Origin of the sequence: Niameybacter sp., from assembly GCF_036655075.1 — a bacterium.
Taxonomy (GTDB): domain Bacteria; phylum Bacillota; class Clostridia; order Lachnospirales; family Cellulosilyticaceae; genus Holtiella.
The window spans coordinates 1-22,846 of sequence record NZ_JAVVQU010000002.1 but is presented as its reverse complement, the minus strand read 5'-3'; the positions used below and the strand labels follow the sequence as shown (position 1 = coordinate 22,846).

Genomic DNA, 22,846 nt, shown 5'->3' with positions numbered 1-22,846 from the left:
AAGATGGCAAAAGGATTTTATTTTGATATGACAACATGCGTTGGCTGTAAAGCTTGTTTTATCGCATGTAAAGATAGAAATAATACAGAAACAGGCGTAAACTTCCGTACAGTAAAAACATACGAAGCAGGAGCGTTTCCAAATCCAGGATTTTATCACTACTCTGCAAGCTGTAACCATTGTGACAAACCAGCTTGTGTAGAAGTATGTCCAGTAGGTGCAATGTACAAAACTGAAGAAGGTGCAGTTGTTGTAGATCAAGAACTTTGCGTAGGCTGCTTAAGCTGTAGTAAAGCATGTCCTTACAAAGCACCTAAATTTGTAAAATCCATTGAAAAAATGGGCAAATGTGATAGTTGTTATGCACAAAGACAAGAAGGAAAAAATCCAGCTTGTGTAGATGCATGTATGATGCGTTGCTTAAAGTTTGGTGAAATGAAAGATTTCCAAGGTGAAAAACCAGTGAATGAATTACCAATTTTACCAAGTAACGAAACAAAACCAAATCTTGCAATTAAGCCAAAAGCTGCGGCTACAGAAGAAAACTTTACAGAAAAACACGTCTAAGTATTAGATGAAAAGGGGTAAAAAGGGGCTGGCTTACCAGTCTCTTTTACTTCATTAAGCAAAGGGAAAGTTGACATAAAATGATGAGCCTTGCTATAATGAATACGCAATTAAGGCGAAAGGATGAATCCTTATGAAAATTGGATTTTTTGAGTTAATCATAATCTTTATAGTAGCACTGATTGTTTTAGGGCCTGAGAAGCTCCCACTTTATGCAAAGAAATTAGGGCAGGCTTTGAGCACTTTTAAAGACTATTCGGGTAAATTTGTAGAGGAAATGAATACCAGTATAGCTGAACCTTTAAAAGAAGTATCTGAGCCACTCCAAAAGATTGCAAAAGAGGTTTCAGAACCTTTAACAGAAGTTAAAGCAACTATTAATCAAATTGGAAAACCAATCAGTAGTGTGAAAACAACATCAACACCAGTAAAGACTACTGAATAGGCAACGCATTCAGAAGGTACACAAACCCTTCAACAAGAAAGCCTCGCCACCAAAAATTATACAAAATAGCAATTAGAAGAGGAGACAATATAAAATGTTTGGAAAAATGGGTGTACCTGAATTATTAGTCATACTTACAATCGTTATCGTTATCTTTGGACCAAAACAATTACCAAAGCTTGGTAAAACTTTTGGAAAAACACTTAAAGGGTTTAAAGATGGAGTAGGCGGAGAACTCAATGAACAAGAAGAAATCAGCGAATAAAGCTGGAATCATGGGACTTGTTGACCATTTGGGAGAGTTGCGAAAGCGTTTAGTGATTGTTGCAATCACTTTAGCCATTACTTGTGTAGTCTGCTTTAACTTTTCCCACCTTATTGTCAATACATTAGTGGATGTGGCTAAATCCTATGGTTATAAATTGATTTACCTTGCACCAGCAGAACTTTTTATGCAGTATATTAAAGTGACCTTCATTGCAGGAACAATATGTGCTTTACCAGTTATTTTATATCAGCTATGGGCCTTTTTAAAACCTGGGCTGAATAAAAAAGAAAACAGATCGATTTTAGTAGGACTTTTCTTTGGATTGATTTGCTTTGGTGTAGGTGCATACTTCTCCTATATCATCGTCTTTCCATTTATGCTAAGCTTTTTTATTAATATCAATATGTCGGCACATGTTACAGCCAGTCTATCTATTACCAACTATATTAGTTTTGTGATGACTTCATTACTCACATTTGGTATGATTTTTGAAATGCCTGTAGTGATTGCAGTGTTAACAAAGCTTGGGATACTTAAGCCAGAATGGTTGATACAAGGTAGAAAAGTTATTATCATTATTATTTTTGTCATTTGTGCGATTATTACACCACCGGATGTTGTATCTCAAATGATGGTGGCGATACCCATGATTTTGTTATTTGAAATCAGTATACGAATCAGTCAGTTTTTATATAAGAAAAAGTTGAAAGCTCAACAAGAATAATATTTTAAAAGGGGTCGCTTTAGAAGGATATTAAGCACGACCCCCTTTTTTATGAAATGAAAGGGGGAATAGGATGCTAGGTGGCATTTTAACCCAATATGTATTTGATAAGATGACCGAGCAAGACCATCCTACTGTGGATATAAGTCATTGCATGAATCATAAGCAGCGTAAAAAAGTGTGTACCCTATGTAAGACACAATGCGAGGCAAACATTTACAAAAGACCAGGGAAAGTAACGGATTGGAACGGGTGTAAAGATTGTAATAAGTGTGTTGTAGTTTGTCCATCAAGGGCTATTGCCTCCTCTAAGAATACGATGACCAAACTGTATCAAATGATAGAACAAAGAGGGGAAAAGGTATGGATGAGTTGTACCCACAATACCCAGTGTGAGAGTCTAAAGGTACCTTGCTTAGCCAGTATACCGTGGGAGTTTATGGCCTATTTAATCTTGCAAAAGCAAGTTATACTAGATGTAAGAAGCTGCCAAAATTGTCATCAAGAAGAGGCCGTTGAAAGCTTAAAGCAACAGCTGATGCAAGTGATGGAGGTTGTGGGAGAAGCTTGCTTTAGTGAACATCTGATCTTAAACTTAGATGAGCATGAAGTAGAGAAGGTGGCCTACTCAAGAAGAGAACTTATGGGACTTTTTCTTAAGACTTCTAAAAAGTCAGTGGCGAAACTTGTTCCAGACTTCTTAGGAAAAGAGCAACATGCCTCAGGCCTTTGGTATAGGATGCTTCTACATAATCAGATGAGTTGTATGGAGCAGACCTTCACTTGGCAAGTACCTCAATTGACTGACTGCTGTTGGGGATGTGGATTATGTGAAAAAATATGTCCCCAAGGCGCACTCGAATGGGTGAAAGTGGATGATACAGTAAGTGCCTTAAACTTACATCTTTTAAAATGTACTCAGTGTGGACTATGTGAGGCCCTTTGCCCAGAAGGAGGAATAAGCGGAATGACCAAAGTCCAAGTAAGAAACTTAATGCCTGCAACCCTTAATACCATAGAACAAAGTAGATGTACAAAGTGTGGACGTCCTATTCCAAAAGGTGAAGCGACAGCTCTTTGTATAGCTTGTGAAGGGGCCTAAGAGAAATTTAAAGAAAGTAAGAGACAATCAAATGGAAAATAAAAAAGAAATTCAAGAAATTATTTTAGCAAATAGAATTTATCTATATGAATTAACCCATGCCCTTTTTGGAGGGGAACCAAGTGATGAACTTTTAAAACAAATGGCTACAGACCATACGGCCATTGCTTGGTCACTTTATACTACAGAGGCAGATGATACCTTTGATGCAATGAGTGCACATGCCATGGATTTAAAGATGAAGCTTAAAGAAGAGGGGTTCTTAGAACAGGTGAAAACAGAGTATACCAAGCTACTTATTGGACCAGGCAAACTTGTAGCATATCCTTGGGCTTCTATGTACTTAGGGAGAGAGAAAATGCTCTTTTTAGAAAGTACAGTAGCTGTACGTAAAGCTTATCAACAATATGGCTTTGTACCACAGGCCTATTTACAAGTAGCAGATGACCATTTAGCTATAGAACTACACTTTATGGCGAAAATGAGTGCCCGTGCACAAGAAGCTTTTGCACAAGGGGACTTAGAAACTTTAAAATTCACATTAGAAGGTCAAAAGACTTTTATCAAAGAGCATTTATTAACTTGGATTCCACAATATGCAAAAGATATGGAACAAGCTCCAACTGATTTTGTATATCCACAGTTTGCAAAAGGTTTAGAAGCCTTTATAAGAGTAGACTTAGAGTTATTAGAAAGCGAACTATTTGCGTAAAAGTATAAATATAGAATATATAAAAGACGAGGATTATTGGGTGCAATAATCCTCGTCTTTTTCATTGTAGAGTGGGGGTTTTGAGTAGCGGAAAATATTAGGCATTGTCTTATTCATCATACGACAAAGATGTTTGGTACCTTGTTCAAGGGTATACTCTTCTTGGCTAAGCCACCAGTAAATCCAGATGACAAAAAGTGAAGAAATCGTATCAATATACAGCTTGAAAGGAATATCTTCTGCACTTTCTTTTTTGGAAGAGCGAATATGAAGTTCATTTTTCTTCATGATAATAGTGCTTTCTAGAAGAGGGAACCACAATGGATTCAAAGTCGGATGGAGTAAGTAGAATAGGTCTTCTTTCTCGGCTTCAAGTAGGGCAAGAAATTGGTAAACATCACTACTTAGATCTTCTCTACCCCCACCATGGGTAGGAACTTGTTTTTCATAGATAAAGGTTGAACATAATCTCTCAAAAAAAAGAGAGATTATTTCGTCATAAAGAATGTCTTTATTGTCATAATAAGTATAAAAAGTTTTACGATTAATCATAGCTTTTTCGGCAATATCTTTAATATAAATATTTGGATAAGGCGTTATATGAAGTAAATCGATAAAAGCGCGTTGAATGGTTTTTTGTGTGCGCTCTACACGTAGGTCAAGTTTTTCTGTCATAGCACAACACCTGCTTATTAGGATAATATATGTTAAGAGCATAACGTCCAGCTAGTGGTTTGTCAAGTTAGAACATAACTGTAAACTAAAACTATATTGTGAAATAATTGTCTAAGTTGAAAAGCGTTAACATAAATGATATAATCCATTTCATGTGACAAAAAAATAACTAATGTTATGTTTAAGAAAGCGAGCGGATAAAAGAATGAGTGAGCAATTAACCCATTTTGATGAAAAAGGCAATGCAATTATGGTGGATGTTTCTGAAAAAGGCCATACATCTAGAACAGCTACTGCAAAAGGGAAAATCCTTGTCAATCTAGCAGTTATGGAGCAAATCCTTGCAGGAAACGTAAAAAAAGGTGATGTCCTTGGTGTAGCAAGAGTAGCTGGGATTATGGCGGTTAAACAAACTTCTAACCTGATTCCTATGTGTCATCCTTTAATGATTCAAAAATGCAAAGTAGATTTTGAAATAGATGCACAAAACTTGGCAATCACTGCAAGCTGTACAGTGAAAACCGAGGGGCAAACGGGTGTAGAAATGGAAGCGCTTATAGGGGTTAATATTGCTCTTTTAACCATTTATGATATGTGCAAAGCTATTGATAAAACAATGGAGATTACACAGGTCCATTTAGAAGAGAAGATAGGTGGTAAAAGTGGCCACTTCATTAATAAAAAAGAAGGATAAGATGACGATGATTAAAGATGGACAAGGTAGAGGTATTGATTATTTACGTGTATCACTTACGGATAAATGCAACAATCGATGCATCTATTGCATGCCCGAAGAAGGCATCGAACTTATGCATTCAGATAAAATCCTGACTTATGAAGAAATTATTAGGATTTGTACAGTAGGTGCCACATTAGGGATGAAAAAAATTAAACTAACAGGCGGAGAGCCTTTAGTGCGTAAAGATGTCCATGTGCTTATTAAAGCACTTAAAGCCATTCCTGGAATTGAAAAAGTAACCCTTACAACCAATGGTGTACTACTCAAAAAACAATTAAGCCACTTAGTTGAAGCAGGACTTGATGGGATTAATGTGAGTTTAGATACATTGGATAGGGCTGAGTATAAGCGCATTACAAGAAGAGAGGGTTTACAAGAGGTTGTAGAAGGGATTGAAAGTGCAGCTAAGTACCCTGGGTTAACGGTTAAAATTAATTGCGTACCTGTTACAACTCAAACCTCTGATTTTGCACGTTTAGTGGAACTTGCAAGAACCCAACCTGTGCATATACGTTTTATTGAAGTCATGCCTATAGGCTATGGCAAAGACCTGCCATTTCGTAGCCAAAAAGAGGTGAAAGCAGTCCTTGAAAATACCTATGGAAAGATGTCCCCTTATCATAAACCATTAGGTGAAGGCCCTTGTGAATATTATGATTTACCGGGATTTGAAGGTAAGATTGGATTTATTAGTGCCATCAGCCATAAGTTTTGTGCAACGTGTAATCGCGTAAGGTTAACGGCAGAGGGTTATTTCAAGACATGCTTGCAATATGAAAAAGGGGTGGACTTAAAAAGTATTATTCGCCAAGGAGAGAGCGATGAAACTTTAACAAAGGCGATAGAAGAAGCTATTTATCATAAGCCTGAAAGTCACCATTTTCATGAGACTAAAATCGATCAAGAAGAACAGCGCAGTATGTCGCAAATAGGAGGATGAGAAATGCGTGTTGCAATTATCACATCAAGTGATTCAGGATATAGAGGTGAACGAGAAGATTTAAGCGGACCAGTTATTGCACAACTGGTTGAAGCAGCAGGTTATGAAGTGGTTGCACGTCTTTTGCTTCCAGATGAGGAGCAATTGTTAGCAGAGACGATGGCACATCTTGCAGATCAGCAAGAAGCAGACCTGATTTTAACAACAGGCGGAACAGGATTTTCTAAAAGAGATTGTATGCCAGAAGCTACCCTTACAGTTGCCGAGCGACTCGTACCCGGTATTCCAGAAGCTATGCGTGCTTATAGCTTGCAGTTTACAAAAAGAGCAATGCTCAGCCGAGCGGCAGCTGGGATTCGCAAGGAGACTTTAATTGTGAATTTGCCAGGAAGTCCTAAAGCAGTTCGTGAGTGCTTAGAGTATATCCTTCCAGAGATTGGACATGGACTTGAGATATTGATGGGCACTGCTCAAAATTGTGCAAGAAAATAAGGAGATAAAGACATGAGACAGATTAAAACGATAGAAGCAGTAGGCCATATTATCTGTCACGACATTACACAAATTGTCAAAGATGTGGTCAAAGATGTGGCTTTTCGTAAAGGACATGTGGTAACTGAAGCGGATATTCCCGTTTTATTATCTTTAGGAAAAGACCACCTTTACGTATGGGAAAAAGATGAAACGAAACTTCACGAAAATGAAGCAGCTGAAATACTTTGTAACTTATGTCAAAATGAGCATATGACAGCAACACCTGTTAAAGAAGGTAAGATTGAACTTGTAGCAGGATGTGAGGGACTTTTTTGCATTGATACTAAGCGTCTAGAAGCAGTTAATGATTTAGATGAAATTATGATTGCAACACGCCATAATTTTTCGCCTGTACAAAAAGGGGATAAGCTTATTGGCACGCGCGTTATCCCACTTGTTATTGAAAAAGTGAAGATGGAAGAGGCTGTAAAAGTTGTAGGAGAGACCCCTCTTGCAAGTCTACGTCCTTATAGACCATTAAAAGCTGGGATTGTTACGACAGGAAGTGAAGTGTACTATGGCAGAATTCAAGATACCTTTACACCTGTTATCCGTGAAAAGTTAAGTCTATATGGGATGACTGTAGAAGAACATATTACAGTCAATGATGATAAAAAAAAGATTCAAGCAGCTATTTTAGCTTTAAAAGAAGCAGGGATGGAACTGATTATTTGTACAGGTGGCATGAGTGTGGATCCTGATGACTTAACACCAGGGGCTATTGCTGGGACAGGCGCACAAATTGTGACTTATGGCGCACCTGTTTTACCAGGTGCCATGTTCTTGATGGGGTACTTTACAGATGGCACACCTATTATGGGGCTACCAGGGTGTGTGATGTATACAAAGGCAACCATCTTTGACCTTATCTTACCACGTGTGGCAGCAGGTGTAACGCTTACAAAGAAAGACTTTGCACGACTTGGACATGGTGGACTCTGCTTAGGATGTAAACCTTGTCATTATCCAAACTGTAGCTTTGGGAAAGGGGTATAAAGATGGTGGGTGTAACCGTTGAAGAGGCCCTAAGCCTTATCAAGGAAAGTGTACATGAAATCGTAGAAATCGAAAACGTTCCTTTACTAAAAAGCTTAGGACGTATCTTGGCAAAAGATCAAAAGTCAACTATAGATCAACCTCCGTTTAACCGTTCGCCTATTGATGGCTATGCTTGTCAAGCAGAAGACATTTATGATGCATCCCAAGAAAAACCAGTAACACTTAAAGTGGTAGATGAGGTTTTTGCAGGATGTACCAGTAAGGTGAGGCCCCAATCAGGGGAAGCTGTACGCATTATGACAGGGGCAGCAATTCCAAAAGGGTGTAATTGTTGTGTCCGTCAAGAAAGTACTAACTATGGCGAAGAAGTGGTAGAAGTGTATGAGACCCTCAAGCCTTATGCAAATTACTGTTACCAAGGTGAAGACTTTAAAAAGGGCGACCAGCTGCTCACACAAGGCATGAAGATTGGCTACGTTGAAATTGGCATTTTAGCCAGTATGGGTTATGACCAAGTACCTGTCTATAGAAAGCCACAAGTGGCACTTTTGACAACAGGCGATGAGGTGACACCACCAGGCCAACCCCTTTTACCAGGTAAAATCTATAATAGTAACTTATCTTTATTAGTGGCAAGAATGTTAGAGCTTGGCATAGAAGTGCGCCATATTGTTACCCCAAAAGACGATGCCAAGACTGTAGCTACAGCTATGGAACAAGTAGAAAAAGATGTAGACTTAATCGTAACAACAGGCGGTGTATCTGTTGGGAAAAAAGATATCTTACATGATGCACTCCCACAGCTTGGTGCAGAGCGTGTCTTTTGGAAAGTGAAATTACAACCAGGCACACCGGTCATTTATTCCTTGTACCAAGGGAAACCGATTCTAAGTTTGTCAGGGAATCCTTTTGGAGCGGTTACAACTTTTGAACTACTTGCACGCCCATTGTTAGCAAAGATGAGTCATGATGAAGGGTTATGCCCAACTTTAGTAAAAGGTGTCATGGAAGATGCTTTCCCTAAGGCAAGTAAAAATCGCAGATATATTCGTGCCATTTACCAAGAAGGGAAAATAACCCTTCCAAAAGGCTTACATGCATCCGGGGTGTTATCCTCCATGCTTGGCTGTAATTGTTTAGTAGAAATAGCACCTGGCACACCAGGACTTGAAATAGGCGATACCGTTACGGTTGTACGCCTTTAAATTTGATAAAAAGGTGAAGCATATGAAAAGAACGCCTTATTTGTTTGCAATAAGTGGCGTGAAAAATTCAGGTAAGACAACTTTGATTACCAAGTTGATTCCAGAATTCACAAAAAAAGGTCTAAAAGTGGCCACGATTAAACACGATGGACATGATTTTGAGGCAGATGTGAAAGGAACAGATACCTATGCACATTTTGAAGCAGGTGCTTATGGGACGGCCATTTTCTCAGACCATAAATATATGATTGTTAAAAGGCAAGAACATACAAAGGAAGAGGCACTTATAGCTTGCTTTCCAGAAGCAGACCTAATCCTATTAGAAGGCTTTAAAGGAAGCCACTACCCTAAAATTGAAATTATAAGAGATGGAAATTCTAACGAAAGTGTGTGTAAAGTGGAGACACTTATAGGCATTGCAAGTGATTTTGCTTTTGAACATCCAAGTGTACCCGTATGGGACTTAAATGATGCAGCTGATATAGCCGTACATATAGAGCAGCTTATCAATTCACAAATGAAAGAGAAGGTATAAAAATGGGAAAAGTAATGGCAGTGTGTACAAGTTTAGAAAAAGGAACACAAAAACACGAAGTAGATGAGATTATGATTTTAGAAGATCATGGGATGGAAGGGGATGCACATGCAGGAAAATGGCATCGTCAAATTAGTCTACTTTCATATGAACAAGTAGAAGCATTCCGTGAGCGTGGTGCAGAAGTAGACTTTGGTGCATTTGGTGAAAACTTTGTCGTTGCAGGTTTTGACTTTAAGACTTTACCTGTAGGCACACAGTTTGAATGTGGAGAGGTACGTCTAGAACTGACTCAAATTGGGAAAAAATGTCACAATCATTGTCAAATCTTCCATAAGATGGGGGATTGTATTATGCCTAGAGAAGGTGTGTTTTGCCGTGTACTTAAAGGTGGTAAAGTAAAAGTAGGTATGGAGATGACGCGTATAGAGGGCACACCTTGCGAAGCATAAAAAGAAATGACAAGGTGAAACGTGCCTTGTGTACAGGGCTTCTTTTAGTCAGTACATTTCTTGCTGGATGTGCTGTGCAAAAGGCATCTTTACCTGAGTCAGAAAAAATAGAGCCTGTTGAACTTTATGTGTTAGCTGCTTCTAGCTTATCCGATGTACTCAGTGAGGTAGAGGCTGCATATCAGACTTATGCACCAGAGATAGAACTTAACTTTTCTTTTGATGCGTCAGGGACACTTGCTAGGCAAATTGAAGAGGGCGCACCAGCAGATGTTTTTATTTCGGCTGCTATGAAGCAGATGAATAGCCTAAGTCAAGTAGGCCTGGTAGAAGCTGAAAGTGTGATTAAGCTTCTAAAAAATCAGATTGTCTTGATTCAGCCTAAAGGATATACACCACGTCTTAGTGGATTTGAAGATGTCATCAGTGAGCAAGTTGAAATGATTGCCGTAGGTAATGAAAATGTACCAGTAGGAGACTATACAAAAACCCTTTATGAAAGGTTAGGCCTGTGGGAAGAGGTACTAGGTAAAGCCAACTTGGCAACAAGTGTAAGGCAGGTATTGGATTGGGTAGCAACAGAAAATGTAGATTGCGGTGTTGTGTATCAAACAGATGCAGCCATAGAAGAACGGGTAGAGGTTGTGGCTATAGCTGACCCGTTAAGTACAGATGAAGTTATTTATCCAGCAGGGGTTATAGCCGATAGTCTGCATAAGCAAGCGGCTAAAGATTTCTTAACCTTTTTGAAGTCCAAAGAAGCTAATACACTTTTTGAAAAGTATGGTTTTACGCCCTATAGCAATCAAACGGAAAATAAATAGAAAGAGGAAAAATAATGGATGGAACCCCTTTGGTATTATCCTTAAAAACAGCATTTTGTAGTACTTTGCTTACCTTTTTAATCGGTATTTATGCTGCAAGGTGGACAATGAAATTAAAGCGTCTGCAAACTGTCGTAGACACAGTATTCACACTTCCGATGGTATTGCCCCCTACTGTAGTCGGCTTTTTCTTGCTACAGCTTTTGGGCAAACAGAGTGTAGTTGGAGAATGGTTAGGAAAATGGGGCATTCAAATTGTTTTTTCTTGGACAGGTACGGTCATTGCCGCTATGGTAGTGGCCTTTCCTATTATGTATCGCACAGCAAGAGGTGCTTTTGAACAAGTGAATCCGGATTGGGTGGATGCAGCAAGAACATTGGGCCTTTCAGAGAAAAAAATTTTTTATAGCATTATCCTTCCTAATTGTTGGCGAGGGGTATTGGCAGGGACACTTTTATCTTTTGCTAGAGCATTAGGTGAATTTGGTGCGACTATTATGCTAGCTGGGAATATCCCAGGGAAAACACAGACATTGGCGACAGCAGTCTATACAGCTGTTCAAAATGGAGACCGCGCCCGTGCCTATGAATGGGTAGGCATTATGGTAGCCATTTCTTTTAGTACGATTGTCTTGTTACAACTCATACAAAGTCAGCAAGGTCAATGGCTAAAAAAGGGAGGGAATAAAAAATGAAACTCATTGTAGAAATAGAGAAGCAGTTGGGAGATTTTTTACTAGAGGTAGCCTTTGAAACAGAGCAAGGTGTCCTAGCCTTACTGGGTGCATCAGGCTGTGGAAAAAGTATGACCCTTAAATGCATTGCAGGTATTGAAACACCAGATAGGGGATATATTGAACTAGGTGGAAAGGTGTTATATGACTCCAAACAACATATAAACTTACCACCTCAGGAACGTGGTGTAGGCTATTTGTTCCAAAACTATGCCCTTTTTCCCAATATGACAGTTGCACAAAATATAGGAATCAGTGTACCTAAGTCTAAAAGCACACAAGTAATTTCAAACTTTATCAAGTTGTTTCAATTAGAAGGTTTAGAAAAGCATTATCCAAGCCAACTTTCAGGTGGACAGCAGCAAAGAGTAGCGCTTGCACGAATGTTGGCAGCAGAGCCAAAGGTGTTATTGTTGGATGAACCCTTTGCAGCTTTAGATAGTTATTTAAAATGGGAACTGGAGCAAGTGATGTTAGAGGTGATGGGAGCTTTTGCTAAACCTATTGTATTCGTCTCCCATAATCAAGAGGAAGTAGACCATTTAGCGACCTATATAGGGGTCATTCAGGGAGGGAAGCTTACAGAGATTCGCCCCAAAAAAGAAGTCTTTGCATCACCTTCTACAAGAGCCGAAGCCAGAATATGTGGCTTTAAGAATATGGTAAGGGTTGAACAAGTAGGGGAGCAAGCACTTTATGTTCCAGAGTGGGCATGTACGTTAACACAGTTACCACCTATTCCAGAGGGGACGCATTTTATTGCTCTAGGTCAAGATGCATTTATGTTTAAAAAAGAAGCATGGGATGAAAATGTAATCATGTGCCAAATCGTGCGCCAAATAGATAGTCTAGATAAGATGATTTATGTATTAAAACCTATGGGTATACAAAAAATGAATCCACAGCAAGCTGTGTTAATCTATTTGGAATGTAGCCTACAAAAAGGTATGCCTAATCTATTAGAAGATAGAGGGATACTTGGCATCGAACCATCAAAAGTGGTGTATTTAAAGGAGTAAGCAAAGATGAAATTAATAGATAATCCAATAGCTATGTTGCTACTTATGGGTGGGAAAAGTAGCCGAATGGGACAAAATAAGGCGTGGTTGACCTATAAAGGGGTACCCTTTTGGGAAGGACTTGTAGAAGAACTAAAAAGTTGTGGACCTGTGTATCTTTCAGTAGATTGTAAAGCCAATAAACCTTGTGAAGATTACCCCGTACTGATTGATGCATATAGGGAAATAGGTCCACTAGGTGGTATTTATACAGCCTTAAGTCAAATTCCAGAACCTTATCTTTTTGTTTGTGCCTGTGATATGCCACACGTAGACCGAAGCTTTATTCAAAAGTTAATGAGTTATGTAGATGAAAGATGGGAAGGTGTCATGGTGCAAGATAGGCAAGGACGTGCCTATGCCACTGCAGGTATTTATTCTAAAAAAATGTTGCCCCTTATGAAAAAGATGATAGAAGAAAAAAATTATCGACTTCAATATCTCCTTAGACAAAGTCATGTATGTTATGTGACTCTAGAGGAGATGGGAATGGCTGAAAATGTGGTTATGAATGTGAATACACCAGAGGAATATACAAAACTCAAAGGGGATAGCCTCTAATAAATAGCAATAGAATTTCTGAAAATAACCTGCTATCAATAAAATAGCTCTAAAACTAAGATTAACAATTAGTTTTAGAGCTATTTTGGCATAGAGCCCTATCCACTTATTCATAGTAAGGCTAAGGGAATACACCAACGAAGGTTAAAGGTAAGTGTACCTGTTTGTTCACTTAAATGAGCAAACAGACTAAAATATTCCACAGGAACATAGAGGGTGCCCTCTATAAAGCGTGGTGCTACAGTAAGTTTAAGGGGTGCAGACATGCCAATAGCTTGAACACTACTGTAGACATAAGCCGCGTAGCCAACTTGGACAGTGGATTCAATACGTGAGTTGTTTAAGTGTGCATAGCAGGTAAGGCATAATGGGTATCCATAATTGGGTGTAAAGTTTCTTGCGTCGCATTGATAATACCATACATCATTTCAGCCAGTGTAATAGGATGAGGGCATCTATAGCAGGAGTGGCTTGAGTTGTACTAGGCACTTGTGTGGCATAGGTTGGTAAGTTAGAAAAGGCCACAAAGCCTAGTAAAAATAAAGATAATAGTTTTTTCATAACGTGCCTCCTTGTGACTTTAATAACAATTAGACGAAAGAACGAACTAAAAGGTTCCTATAAAAAAGATAATAAGAATAAAGCAGATAAAACAACATAAAAACGATGATAATGGGCTTGTGATAGTATATAATAACGTGTATACATAAAGAAAGGATATCAAATAGCATGAAAACATGGTTGACAAGATATAAAAAATACATAGAATGGGGCACGTTTCTATTGATTATGGTAGTACTTGTACTAGGGGTCTATAGTCTATTTAAAAATGGTGGGATGCTCATGCAAAGCTTGCTTCATCAAACAGGAAAGTTTATGGATGTGATTTCACCTATTTTATATGCCTCAGCATTAGCGTATATTTTGTATCGCCCAATGATTTGTTTAGAAAGTAAATTAATAGGAATATATAAAAAATATACTAAAGGAAATATAAATAAGGGTGGTTTCCTCGGCATAAGACTTATAAGTATTGCGCTCATTTTTATAGGGGTAGGAATTGGACTCATACTCCTTGTGCATTTTTTAGTACCACCTATTATCGAGAATGTGCGTAATGTACTTACAAGCAAACTCCAGATGGGTGAATCCATGCAAACAAGCCTTTTAGAACTGACTCATATTTTGGAAGAGACTAGAATGGATACGAGCAGTCTCATACAGTCTAAGGAGTTTCTCTTAACATGGGCAGAGCCACTTGGGAAGCTGGCAGGTAATTTCAGTGGAGTGGTTATTGATGTTATTGCAACCCTTATTTTAACCTTTTACTTTCTTAAAGATAAAGAACGTCTCTTTGCAGCTATAGACCGTTTTGGGGATGTAATTTTTTCACCTACCATCAAGCGTTATGTGCGAGTGGTTGTAGAAGATATCAATGAAATTCTTGGTGGATTTATAGTAGGTACTATTTTTGCAGGCATGATTGTAGGGGCGATCTCTACGGGACTGATGCTGATGATTGGACATCCTTTTGCTGTACTGATTGGAACGGTTGCTGGGATTACTAATATGATTCCCTATGTAGGACCATTGGTGGGAGCTGTCCTTGCCTTAGTACTAGGCTTACTAGATAGTGTGTCATTGGGAGTGACAGGATGTATCTTACTTTTGCTCTATCAACAAATAGATGGAAACTTTATTGAGCCTAAAGTGGTAGGAGATAAAATTGGCTTGCCACCTGTATGGATTTTGATTGTAGTCATTATAGGCGGCAGTTACTACGGTGGGGTAGGTATGATTTTATCTGCGCCTGTAGCAGCATTAATTAAAGTATATATTGATAGAGCGTATGAGTATAAAAAGAAGAAAAGAAAATGGGCTTTAGAAGCGCATAAATAAAGCACTACGATAGAAGGGGTTAGACTGTTAGCATACAGAAAGTTGGGCATATTTCTTAGGAGATATGCCTACTATTTTTGTAAAGGTCTTAACAAAGTTACTATAATCGTTATATCCACAGCATTCACAAACCTCGTTGACGCTTAGACCATCGGCTAGAAGGGCTTTGGCAATACTAATGCGCCGAGCGGTAAGGTACTTATTGATGGTCATCCCTGTAGTACTTTTAAAGACGCGACAAATATAAGAATCACTTAAGAAGAATTGTTGAGACAGCTTTTTGGTTGTAATCGTCTCGTGAATGTGGCGGTTGATATAGGCTAAAATATCATCCACTTGTTTATTGTATTTAGGTGATAGATCTTCTACGGAGAGGCATTGGGTATTTTCTAGGTAGGCACTGTTTAAAAAAATCATTAATTCAATAAAGGCAGCACGCTGGAGTAAGTCTTCACCATATCCCTGAATAGAAGTGATTTTGTTGATGAAATATAAAAAGCGCTGTTGTTGCTCTTTGTTTAAGGAAAGTCTATGGCTAAAGGCGTCTGAGTGGGTATGAAAACAACAAGATAAATCAGTTTGTACAGAAGAAAGTTGTTTAAGATATTCTGGAGAGATGGAAAGAACAATTCTCTCGTGAATTTCTGTATCTATTTGGGTGAGATGATGACTTTCGTATTGATTAATGACAAAAATATCGCCAGGAGCAATCCCATAAAATTTGTTGCCGATTAAAAACTGTTTACCACCCGAGATCGAATAATAAATTTCAAGGCAGTCATGAATATGCATATTCATGGCTGTTTCTTCTTTGTAGAGGTGCGCAATGGCAAAATATTTGTGTTCAATACAGTGGGTGATAGCTTCTTTGCAGGAAGAAAGTACTTTCATATAAGCTCCTTTTTGTATCATAAGATCATTTTAGTATAGCAATAGAGATAAGAATGTTCAATGAAAGAAGTTCAAAAAAACCCATATTTTGAACAATTTGTGCCAAGAAATAGATAAAATAGTATGTTAAACTAAAGTATATAAAAGCACAAGTGCTAACAAATAGGTTAAAGGAGCGGAAAAAATGGAAATTAGAACAGCAGTATCCCCAAGAGATGTGAAACATTACACAACAGAGCGTTTAAGAGAGGAATTCCTTATTCAAAATCTCTTTGTAGAAGATGAAATGAAATGGGTGTACAGTCACATTGACCGTATTATGATAGGTGCAGCAGTACCAGTAGACAAAGAACTTGTACTGGCAGCAGGAGAAGAACTAAGAGCCGATTACTTCTTACAAAGAAGAGAAATGGGTGTGATTAATATCGGAGGTTCAGGTACGATTGTTGTAGATGGAAAAAGCTATGCCTTAGACTACAAAGATGGTATGTATATTGGAATGGGCGCAAAAGATATTTCCTTTAGAAGTGAATGCCCAGAACATCCTGCCAAATTCTATATCAATAGTGCACCAGCACATACAGCTTACCCTACCACGTTAATTAAACTTGAAGGGGAAGCAGAAGAAGGCGTTGTCATCATCAAAGAGGAAAATCGTGTAGAACTTGGATGTTTGGAAGAGTCTAATCACCGTGTGATTAATAAATACATTTTACCAGGTCAAGTAGAAAGCTGTCAGTTGGTCATGGGAATGACTGCATTAAAACCAGGGAGTGTCTGGAATACCATGCCATGTCATACACATGATAGAAGAATGGAAGTTTATCTTTACTTTGAAATGCCAGAAGATGCTTTTGTGATGCATTATATGGGGGAACCTACCGAAACAAGACATGTTGTGATGAGAAATGAGGAAGCGATTATTTCACCAAGCTGGTCTATTCATGCAGGAAGTGGTTCTCGTGCCTATACATTTATATGGGGTATGGTTGGTGAAAATCAAGTATTTACAGACATGGATGGCATTGACAATAAAGATTTAAGATAAGGGGAATGAAGATGCGTAAAAATATTTTTTCACTAGAAGGCAAAGTAGCCTTAATAACAGGTGCTTCATACGGGATTGGTTTTGCTATTGCCAAGGCTTATGCTGAGGCAGGCGCAACGGTGTGCTTTAATGATTTGACTCAAGAAAAAGTGGATATGGGACTTGCAGCTTATGCAGCAGAAGGCATTAAAGCCCATGGTTATGTGTGTAATGTAACGGATGAACAAGCTGTGAATCAAATGGTTGCACAGATTGAAGAAGAGATTGGAAGTGTAGATATTCTTGTTAATAATGCAGGGATTATTAAAAGAATTCCTATGTGTGAAATGAGCGCGGATGAATTTAGAGAAGTGATCGATGTAGACTTGAATGCACCCTTTATCGTATCTAAGGCTGTATTACCTGCCATGATTCAAAGAAGACAAGGAAAGATCATCAATATTTGTTCTATGATGAGTGAACTCGGACGTGAGACTGTATCTGCCTATGCTGCAGCTAAGGGAGGCTTAAAAATGCTTACCAAAAACATTGCTTCTGAATATGGTGCTTTTAATATTCAATGTAATGGAATTGGACCTGGCTATATTGCAACACCTCAAACAGCACCACTTCGCCAGGTGCAAGCAGATGGTAGCAAACATCCATTTGACCAATTTATTCTTGCTAAAACACCGGCAGAACGTTGGGGGGCACCAGAAGATTTAAGTGGTCCAGCAGTTTTTTTAGCTTCAGAAGCTTCAGACTTTGTTAATGGACATATTCTTTATGTAGATGGTGGCATCTTAGCCTATATTGGTAAACAACCTAAATAATTCATTTTAATACATCCTTAAATCGTTAAGGATGTATTTTTCAAGGAGGAAAGTGCATGTTAGAAATAGCAATCTTAAAAAAAGATGAGACCTTAGTTAGCCATGCAGCAGGCGTAGATGAGGTGTATTTAGTCCATAGTATGCCTTACGAAGAGGACGATAAAATTGTAGTGACCTGTAGTGAAAAGCAAGTCTTCTTAATGCTTCAACTAGATGATGCCATAGGCGAAAGTCTTGTTCTCTTAACAGAGGAGACAATGTCTTATGCCGTGCCATTTGGAGAGAAAAAGGTCTGTTATTCACCTAAAAGTTTTAGTGGCAACATACATTTGTTGAAGGCGCGTTTGGCGACAAAGGCAGAAATCGGTGTATACAAAAATCTTACCCTGAACAAATATGACCAGCATGGGGATACTCATTGCTTCCCACATGCCTCTGCCAATGTAGAGACAAGAGGCGAGTCTGTGTTTGCTGCAAAAAATGCCATCAACGGCAACTGCGAAAATCATTCCCACGGTATATGGCCTTATGAGTCATGGGGGATTAACCAAAATCCAAATGCAGTCATGAAAGTTGAGTTTGGAAGAAGCATTGTGACGGATAAGATACGTCTCTACACTCGGGCCGATTTTCCACATGATGCATGGTGGGAACAGGCAACGCTTACCTTTTCAGATGGGAGTCAACTGGTGTGGGATTTAGTGAAAACAGATAAGGCTCAAGAGATTCAGTTTGAAGCTAAAATGATTGAATGGGTAGAAATTGGAAACTTAATAAAAGCAGACGATCCTTCACCATTCCCTGCCCTTTCACAGTTAGAAGTATACGGACAAGAAGCTTAGAAGTCATCATGGTGTAAAAGGATAACAACAAAAAGGTGATTAAATAGTTAACTTAGTATTTAATCAACATAGGTTGAATTTGTTTGCCTTCTAGAGCAAGTTGAAGTGTTTCGGGTACAAGATTTAAGTCAGCCACTAAGGAGTAAGGTTTTGCCACACAGTTGTCTTGACCAAAGGGTACGAAGTAAACACTTTGGTTAGGGAGCAGATGACCAATGTTTTCTAAGTTAAGGCCTAAGCCGTCGTTAGTGGAAATGGCGATGATGATGGGCTTAGCATTACGAAGAAGTGATTTGGCTACCATGATACGAATAAGGGTAGGATGGTTCCCTTCACAACGGACTTTGATTAAAGTAAAAGAAGATATCCGCATTGGTACCATCCCACTCAATACGCTTAATTAGGTTGCGCATAAGGGTTTTCTTTTGATGTAGTGTAGCAGCATCTATTAATTTGCGCACCCTCTTAACAACAAGTGCATCAAAGGCATATCCCTTACTAATATTGTCGCTGTTGCAAAGTTTGCCACGGCTCTTGGTCTTGGTGGTACATCTGTAGTTGTAACAGACAGTCCCATCCGCTAACACACCTTGCCCAGCAACTTGCATAACGGAACCACAGTGCTTGCAGTATAACAGTCCACTGAGTAAAGCAGGCGAAGTACCAGTATTGGAGAAGGCGAGGTCACTATTGGCTTTAAGTTGTTTTTGCGCCTTTATCCAGTCGATACTAGATATAATGGGCATATGTGTTCCAATGGAAATGATCCATTTGTCCTTGGGATTGGCTAAATTGCTTTTACCTTTTTTGTGCCTATTGTAAGGCATAAGGCCATAAGTCCCGTTAAAATCCTCTTTGGATTTAGGAAGTATGCATTCAAGCTTGTTAAAATAATCGTAAGTGGTAGCATCAGCTACAGTATAAACAGGGTTGATAAGGATATTCCGAATTACATTAGAACTAAAGTTTGCCTGCTTAGGGGTTTTGATCCCATTTTGCAGGAGATAGGTTTCAACTTTGGAGATACTGCCAAGTTCTAAGTATTTATCAAAAATCATTTAAACAATAGAAGCTGTGACCAGATCCTGCTCAAGAATAGAATAATATTTAGTCTTACCTCCTGTTTCATAAGAAAATTTTTGACTTTTATAGCCTAGAGGAGAAGTGCCTCCTAACCAGCGCCCCAGTTTGGCCAGTTCAAGCAAGTTGTCTGTAACACGCTCAGCTATAGTCTCTCTTTCTAACTGGGCGAATACAGAAGAGATGTGAATCATGGCGCGCCCCATAGGTGTTGTGGTATCAAAGTTTTCTTTAATAGATACAAATCCTATACTATGCTTAGTTAATAAATCAAGTGTAGAAGAGAAGTCCGATACATTTCTACTGATACGGTCTAAGCGATAGCACATGAGCACGTCATACATACCTTTTTTGATTTCATCAATAAGAATTTTAAATTGTGGGCGGTTAATATTTCCGCCAGAGAAGCCTTCATCTTCAAAAATGGAAAACTCCGGATCCTCAAAATGTGCAGCAGCGTATTCCTTGCACATATGAATTTGGTTATCTATAGACTCTCCCTTGTCAGAAGTCTTGGACTTACGGGAGTAGATTGCTACTTTCATGATATGCCTCCTAGTATATAAGACAAGCCCCAAGTAGAATTCTACAAGGAGCTTAGAGTTTGTGTTGTTATTTAATAGCTTTTAAATGAGTAATGTCGTAACAGTTTTTAGCAGTTACTTTTTCTATGGTTGCAATCTCTTGTTCAATAGAGTCAATCTTATACTCTATTGAATTAAGACTTGAAGAGGTTGATGTAGTAAATTCAGTGAGGTTAGCTGTTTGATTAAAAATAATATCAGCTTTACGATTAATTTCTTTTACATCAGCTTTGATTTCGTCTTGTACTTGCTTCAAATCTTCTTGACCTTTTTGCAGAACTTGAAGTGCCTCTAAAATTTTATTAAGTGTTTGTTCCATCGGATTCATCCTTTCCGTATGTCTATATTCATTATGATACTTTATCTAGTGAGTTTATTCAATAGAGAGTAGAAACTTAAATTTTAAGAATTAATTTTTAAAATTCCTTGTTTAATTTTAAATGTGTTGTGTTATAATATAAGTAAAGAAAGCACCAGTGCGCTAACACTGATGCTTCCCTGAAGGTTTTTAATTTTCGGGGCTATGAATAAAATCATAAAAGATTATTTACGGTTAGAGTGTTCGCTTTTGACGGGTGGAACACTCTTTTCTTTTGCACTTAATTCAAATTCAAAGCCTTTTAGTCCAGCTTTAAATCTAATTTTATCGAAAAAGGTATTTCGTCTAGGATAAATAGTGATACCAATCACTATAATTATCATTAGCAGTACATGGTCCATTCATAACACCCCCTCCGCTTGTGACATAGATCAAATCTATCTCATAGCCTCAAAGGAGGATTATCCTACAACCCCCGTGCCACCCTGCACGGCATTCACTGGATTATTATAACATTATACACGTTTGCAATACAAGAAATACTTAAATCACTGATTAGAGTATATCTACCAAAATTATAAGCAATAGTTATAAAGAATTAAAAGATAACACAATTTTAATATTTCGGTTATTAATTGGCACTTTAATATTAACCTTGATGAAAAATAATAAAAATAAAAGTAGGAGGTTGAGTTAGTAGCTAGCTAAACCTCCTACTTTTATTACCAACCTATAACATTCTCAAGAAAGTATCCTCATCTATAATCTCTACGGAATGACCATCTTGAATATATTGTTTAGCCGCCTTAGTTTTGGAGCTTTCTTTGCCATCTGCAAAGCGTGAATAGTCCTGAAGTCCCATTACTAAATAATGAGTATCTTTTGTAAAGGATTTTGCAATTTGCCCACCACAATCTACAACTTTTTGCAAGGCTACACGTCTGGTCATACTGATTAGAGAGCCTGTAAAGACAACCTTTTTTTCAAATAGAGGGTGGTCTTCATCAAATTCTGCAGTGGCTGCAACAATATCTTTAACACGAACATCATCATTTTTACCACCAAGACCTTTATAGCCTTTAGAAATACTACAGGATATATAGCCGATACTAGGAGATAATTTACCAATACGCATATCGATCTTTTGGGCAAGTTCATCTATAGAATTAACTCCATGTACTTTAAGAGCTTCTAATAGAATTTTCCCACATGTTTTGGCATCGTCATGAGCATCATGGTGATTAAATAGGTAACCGAGTTGGTTAGCAATATTTTTTAGTGTATAATTTACTTGCTTATCCCAAGTTTTACGTGCAATGTTACAAGTGCATACAAAATTTAAAGAAGGTGATGTTAGATTGTAGTGATGAATTAAGTTAGTTAATACACCCATGTCAAATGGTGCATTGTGAGCAATAAGCATTTCACCATCAATATAACTATAGAATTCCTCCCAGATTGTATCAAATTCAGGAGCAGTTTCGACTTGCTCAGGTGTAATACCATGGATTTGTATGTTTAGATCATTGAAATAGTTGCAAATAGCAGGTGGTTTAATCAACCATTCTTTCTCGTCTATAATAACCCCGTTCTTAAAAAATATGAGCGCAGCACAGCATACACTCATACGTTTTTCGTTTGCTGTTTCAAAGTCAATAGCAATAAAATCATAATTCATTTTTAATTCCCCCTAATAGTTAAAATAAAAGACATATACAAAATATTACTTTGTACATGCCTTTAAAACCTTAATCCATGTATCATGCAACTGATTCAGAATTTTCTTCTTCAATTTCAGAGAGTGATACATCAAAGAATTCTTTTCTTAAGTTAACCTTATTAACTCTTTTATCTCCGACCATTTTATGTAAGTTACGCTCTAATTCAGGGGCATTGTCAGTATAAATTGTAGCATGTATATCAAATGCAAAAGGAACAGACGCGTTTGACAACTCATTAATACGTTCTGTTGGATCTAATCTTCTAGTCATACCAATTTTATAAATATTTTCTCCGAAAGAACCAACGTTGGATATAATATAAACAAAGCCAGATTTAGTTTGTTCAGCCATAGATTTTGCACGCATCATTTTTTCTTCAGCAGCTTTCAAGTTATCTTTAAGAGAAGAAATTTGTGATTTTAAAATAGCTTTTTCCTCTTCATTAGCTTGCTCTAATTGCAACATAGCTTTTTCAAGAGCTTTTTTAAATAGCTCCTCTTCTTTAGAGGCCACTGAAAAACTTTTATATTTCTATTGCTATAAAGGTGTGTTTTACACCTCCATTAACTTTATAAT

General features: G+C 38.0%; 31 protein-coding genes. 21 read left to right on the top strand and 10 right to left on the bottom strand.

What is annotated here, in order from left to right; genetic code table 11:
• Positions 1 to 3: 3 nt before the first annotated feature.
• From RRY75_RS00925 to RRY75_RS00900, 6 genes are all read left to right on the top strand, one after another.
• Complete coding sequence (locus RRY75_RS00925) at positions 4 to 567, top strand: 4Fe-4S dicluster domain-containing protein (RefSeq protein ID WP_332490724.1); 564 nt, start codon at positions 4 to 6, stop codon at positions 565 to 567.
• 133 nt (positions 568 to 700) lie between these two features.
• Positions 701 to 1,012 carry a Sec-independent protein translocase protein TatB gene (gene tatB, locus RRY75_RS00920; RefSeq protein WP_332490725.1) on the top strand — a complete coding sequence of 104 codons (312 nt, stop codon included), beginning with the start codon at positions 701 to 703 and terminating at the stop codon, positions 1,010 to 1,012.
• Positions 1,013 to 1,106: 94 nt separating this feature from the next.
• Complete coding sequence (gene tatA, locus RRY75_RS00915; RefSeq protein ID WP_332490727.1) at positions 1,107 to 1,277, top strand: twin-arginine translocase TatA/TatE family subunit; 171 nt, start codon at positions 1,107 to 1,109, stop codon at positions 1,275 to 1,277.
• Complete coding sequence (gene tatC, locus RRY75_RS00910) at positions 1,252 to 2,004, top strand: twin-arginine translocase subunit TatC (protein ID WP_332490729.1); 753 nt, start codon at positions 1,252 to 1,254, stop codon at positions 2,002 to 2,004. The genes tatA and tatC overlap by 26 nt, the downstream gene beginning before the upstream one ends.
• 73 nt (positions 2,005 to 2,077) lie before the next feature.
• Positions 2,078 to 3,106 (top strand): 4Fe-4S dicluster domain-containing protein, encoded by a 1,029-nt coding sequence (locus RRY75_RS00905; RefSeq protein ID WP_332527147.1) that lies wholly within the window; start codon positions 2,078 to 2,080, stop codon positions 3,104 to 3,106.
• Positions 3,107 to 3,137: 31 nt separating this feature from the next.
• A complete protein-coding gene (locus RRY75_RS00900; protein ID WP_332490732.1) occupies positions 3,138 to 3,818 on the top strand; it encodes a TorD/DmsD family molecular chaperone in 681 nt (226 codons plus the stop codon).
• Positions 3,819 to 3,851: 33 nt separating this feature from the next.
• Here RRY75_RS00900 and RRY75_RS00895 read toward each other — a convergent pair whose 3' ends face one another.
• A complete protein-coding gene (locus tag RRY75_RS00895; RefSeq protein ID WP_332490734.1) occupies positions 3,852 to 4,493 on the bottom strand; it encodes a TetR/AcrR family transcriptional regulator in 642 nt (213 codons plus the stop codon).
• 205 nt (positions 4,494 to 4,698) lie between these two features.
• Here RRY75_RS00895 and moaC point away from each other — a divergent pair, with 205 nt between their 5' ends.
• From moaC to mobA, 11 genes are read left to right on the top strand one after another with little or no spacing between them, the layout of a single operon-like run.
• Entirely contained in the window at positions 4,699 to 5,187 is a 489-nt protein-coding gene (gene moaC / locus RRY75_RS00890) for a cyclic pyranopterin monophosphate synthase MoaC (protein ID WP_332490735.1), read from the top strand.
• A 1-nt stretch (position 5,188) separates the two neighbouring features.
• Entirely contained in the window at positions 5,189 to 6,172 is a 984-nt protein-coding gene (gene moaA, locus RRY75_RS00885) for a GTP 3',8-cyclase MoaA (RefSeq protein ID WP_332490737.1), read from the top strand.
• Between the two features lie 3 nt (positions 6,173 to 6,175).
• The gene (locus RRY75_RS00880; RefSeq protein WP_332490739.1) at positions 6,176 to 6,664 is read left to right on the top strand and encodes a MogA/MoaB family molybdenum cofactor biosynthesis protein; all 489 of its coding nucleotides are present in this window, start codon (positions 6,176 to 6,178) and stop codon (positions 6,662 to 6,664) included.
• A gap of 12 nt (positions 6,665 to 6,676) precedes the next feature.
• Entirely contained in the window at positions 6,677 to 7,702 is a 1,026-nt protein-coding gene (locus RRY75_RS00875) for a molybdopterin-binding protein (protein ID WP_332490741.1), read from the top strand.
• 2 nt (positions 7,703 to 7,704) lie between these two features.
• Positions 7,705 to 8,910 carry a molybdopterin molybdotransferase MoeA gene (locus RRY75_RS00870; protein WP_332490743.1) on the top strand — a complete coding sequence of 402 codons (1,206 nt, stop codon included), beginning with the start codon at positions 7,705 to 7,707 and terminating at the stop codon, positions 8,908 to 8,910.
• Between the two features lie 22 nt (positions 8,911 to 8,932).
• Positions 8,933 to 9,445, top strand: coding sequence for a molybdopterin-guanine dinucleotide biosynthesis protein B (gene mobB / locus RRY75_RS00865; RefSeq protein WP_332490745.1), 513 nt, complete (start codon positions 8,933 to 8,935; stop codon positions 9,443 to 9,445).
• 2 nt (positions 9,446 to 9,447) lie between these two features.
• Positions 9,448 to 9,897, top strand: coding sequence for an MOSC domain-containing protein (locus tag RRY75_RS00860; RefSeq protein ID WP_332527148.1), 450 nt, complete (start codon positions 9,448 to 9,450; stop codon positions 9,895 to 9,897).
• Entirely contained in the window at positions 9,885 to 10,721 is an 837-nt protein-coding gene (gene modA / locus RRY75_RS00855) for a molybdate ABC transporter substrate-binding protein (protein WP_332715397.1), read from the top strand. The genes RRY75_RS00860 and modA overlap by 13 nt, the downstream gene beginning before the upstream one ends.
• Before the next feature lie 14 nt (positions 10,722 to 10,735).
• Positions 10,736 to 11,416 (top strand): molybdate ABC transporter permease subunit, encoded by a 681-nt coding sequence (gene modB, locus RRY75_RS00850; RefSeq protein ID WP_332490751.1) that lies wholly within the window; start codon positions 10,736 to 10,738, stop codon positions 11,414 to 11,416.
• On the top strand, positions 11,413 to 12,474 hold the full coding sequence (locus RRY75_RS00845; RefSeq protein WP_332527150.1) for a sulfate/molybdate ABC transporter ATP-binding protein: 1,062 nt from the start codon (positions 11,413 to 11,415) through the stop codon (positions 12,472 to 12,474). Before modB ends, RRY75_RS00845 begins: the two co-directional genes overlap by 4 nt.
• A 6-nt stretch (positions 12,475 to 12,480) precedes the next feature.
• A complete protein-coding gene (gene mobA, locus RRY75_RS00840; protein WP_332490755.1) occupies positions 12,481 to 13,074 on the top strand; it encodes a molybdenum cofactor guanylyltransferase in 594 nt (197 codons plus the stop codon).
• 423 nt (positions 13,075 to 13,497) lie between these two features.
• Here mobA and RRY75_RS00835 read toward each other — a convergent pair whose 3' ends face one another.
• A complete protein-coding gene (locus RRY75_RS00835) occupies positions 13,498 to 13,635 on the bottom strand; it encodes a hypothetical protein (RefSeq protein WP_332490756.1) in 138 nt (45 codons plus the stop codon).
• 168 nt (positions 13,636 to 13,803) lie between these two features.
• Between RRY75_RS00835 and RRY75_RS00830 the strand changes: the two genes are divergently transcribed.
• On the top strand, positions 13,804 to 14,973 hold the full coding sequence (locus RRY75_RS00830) for an AI-2E family transporter (RefSeq protein ID WP_332490757.1): 1,170 nt from the start codon (positions 13,804 to 13,806) through the stop codon (positions 14,971 to 14,973).
• A gap of 27 nt (positions 14,974 to 15,000) precedes the next feature.
• Here the strand turns inward: RRY75_RS00830 and RRY75_RS00825 are convergent, their stop codons facing one another.
• Positions 15,001 to 15,864, bottom strand: coding sequence for a helix-turn-helix transcriptional regulator (locus RRY75_RS00825; RefSeq protein ID WP_332490759.1), 864 nt, complete (start codon positions 15,862 to 15,864; stop codon positions 15,001 to 15,003).
• A 184-nt stretch (positions 15,865 to 16,048) separates the two neighbouring features.
• On the opposite strand from RRY75_RS00825, the gene kduI reads away from it, so the two are divergent.
• From kduI to RRY75_RS00810, 3 genes are read left to right on the top strand one after another with little or no spacing between them, the layout of a single operon-like run.
• Positions 16,049 to 16,912, top strand: a complete 864-nt coding sequence (kduI, locus tag RRY75_RS00820) for a 5-dehydro-4-deoxy-D-glucuronate isomerase (RefSeq protein ID WP_332490761.1) — start codon at positions 16,049 to 16,051, stop codon at positions 16,910 to 16,912.
• Positions 16,913 to 16,923: 11 nt separating this feature from the next.
• Positions 16,924 to 17,724 (top strand): gluconate 5-dehydrogenase, encoded by an 801-nt coding sequence (locus RRY75_RS00815; protein ID WP_332490763.1) that lies wholly within the window; start codon positions 16,924 to 16,926, stop codon positions 17,722 to 17,724.
• A 56-nt stretch (positions 17,725 to 17,780) separates the two neighbouring features.
• Positions 17,781 to 18,566: a hypothetical protein gene (locus RRY75_RS00810; RefSeq protein ID WP_332490765.1), complete on the top strand. Its 786-nt coding sequence runs from the start codon at positions 17,781 to 17,783 to the stop codon at positions 18,564 to 18,566.
• Positions 18,567 to 18,618: 52 nt separating this feature from the next.
• On the opposite strand, the gene RRY75_RS00805 is transcribed toward RRY75_RS00810, so the two are convergent.
• From RRY75_RS00805 to RRY75_RS00775, 7 genes are all read right to left on the bottom strand, one after another.
• Positions 18,619 to 18,939, bottom strand: coding sequence for a hypothetical protein (locus RRY75_RS00805; RefSeq protein ID WP_332490766.1), 321 nt, complete (start codon positions 18,937 to 18,939; stop codon positions 18,619 to 18,621).
• A complete protein-coding gene (locus RRY75_RS00800; protein ID WP_332528101.1) occupies positions 18,899 to 19,624 on the bottom strand; it encodes a recombinase family protein in 726 nt (241 codons plus the stop codon). The genes RRY75_RS00805 and RRY75_RS00800 overlap by 41 nt, the downstream gene beginning before the upstream one ends.
• The gene (locus RRY75_RS00795) at positions 19,625 to 20,191 is read right to left on the bottom strand and encodes a recombinase family protein (protein WP_332715388.1); all 567 of its coding nucleotides are present in this window, start codon (positions 20,189 to 20,191) and stop codon (positions 19,625 to 19,627) included.
• A gap of 67 nt (positions 20,192 to 20,258) precedes the next feature.
• On the bottom strand, positions 20,259 to 20,549 hold the full coding sequence (locus tag RRY75_RS00790) for a hypothetical protein (RefSeq protein ID WP_332490772.1): 291 nt from the start codon (positions 20,547 to 20,549) through the stop codon (positions 20,259 to 20,261).
• A 224-nt stretch (positions 20,550 to 20,773) separates the two neighbouring features.
• A complete protein-coding gene (locus tag RRY75_RS00785; protein ID WP_332490774.1) occupies positions 20,774 to 20,950 on the bottom strand; it encodes a hypothetical protein in 177 nt (58 codons plus the stop codon).
• A gap of 329 nt (positions 20,951 to 21,279) precedes the next feature.
• Positions 21,280 to 22,227: an exonuclease domain-containing protein gene (locus tag RRY75_RS00780; RefSeq protein ID WP_332715384.1), complete on the bottom strand. Its 948-nt coding sequence runs from the start codon at positions 22,225 to 22,227 to the stop codon at positions 21,280 to 21,282.
• 82 nt (positions 22,228 to 22,309) lie between these two features.
• Positions 22,310 to 22,783 (bottom strand): GIY-YIG nuclease family protein, encoded by a 474-nt coding sequence (locus RRY75_RS00775; RefSeq protein WP_332715381.1) that lies wholly within the window; start codon positions 22,781 to 22,783, stop codon positions 22,310 to 22,312.
• Between the last annotated feature and the right edge of the window lie 63 nt (positions 22,784 to 22,846).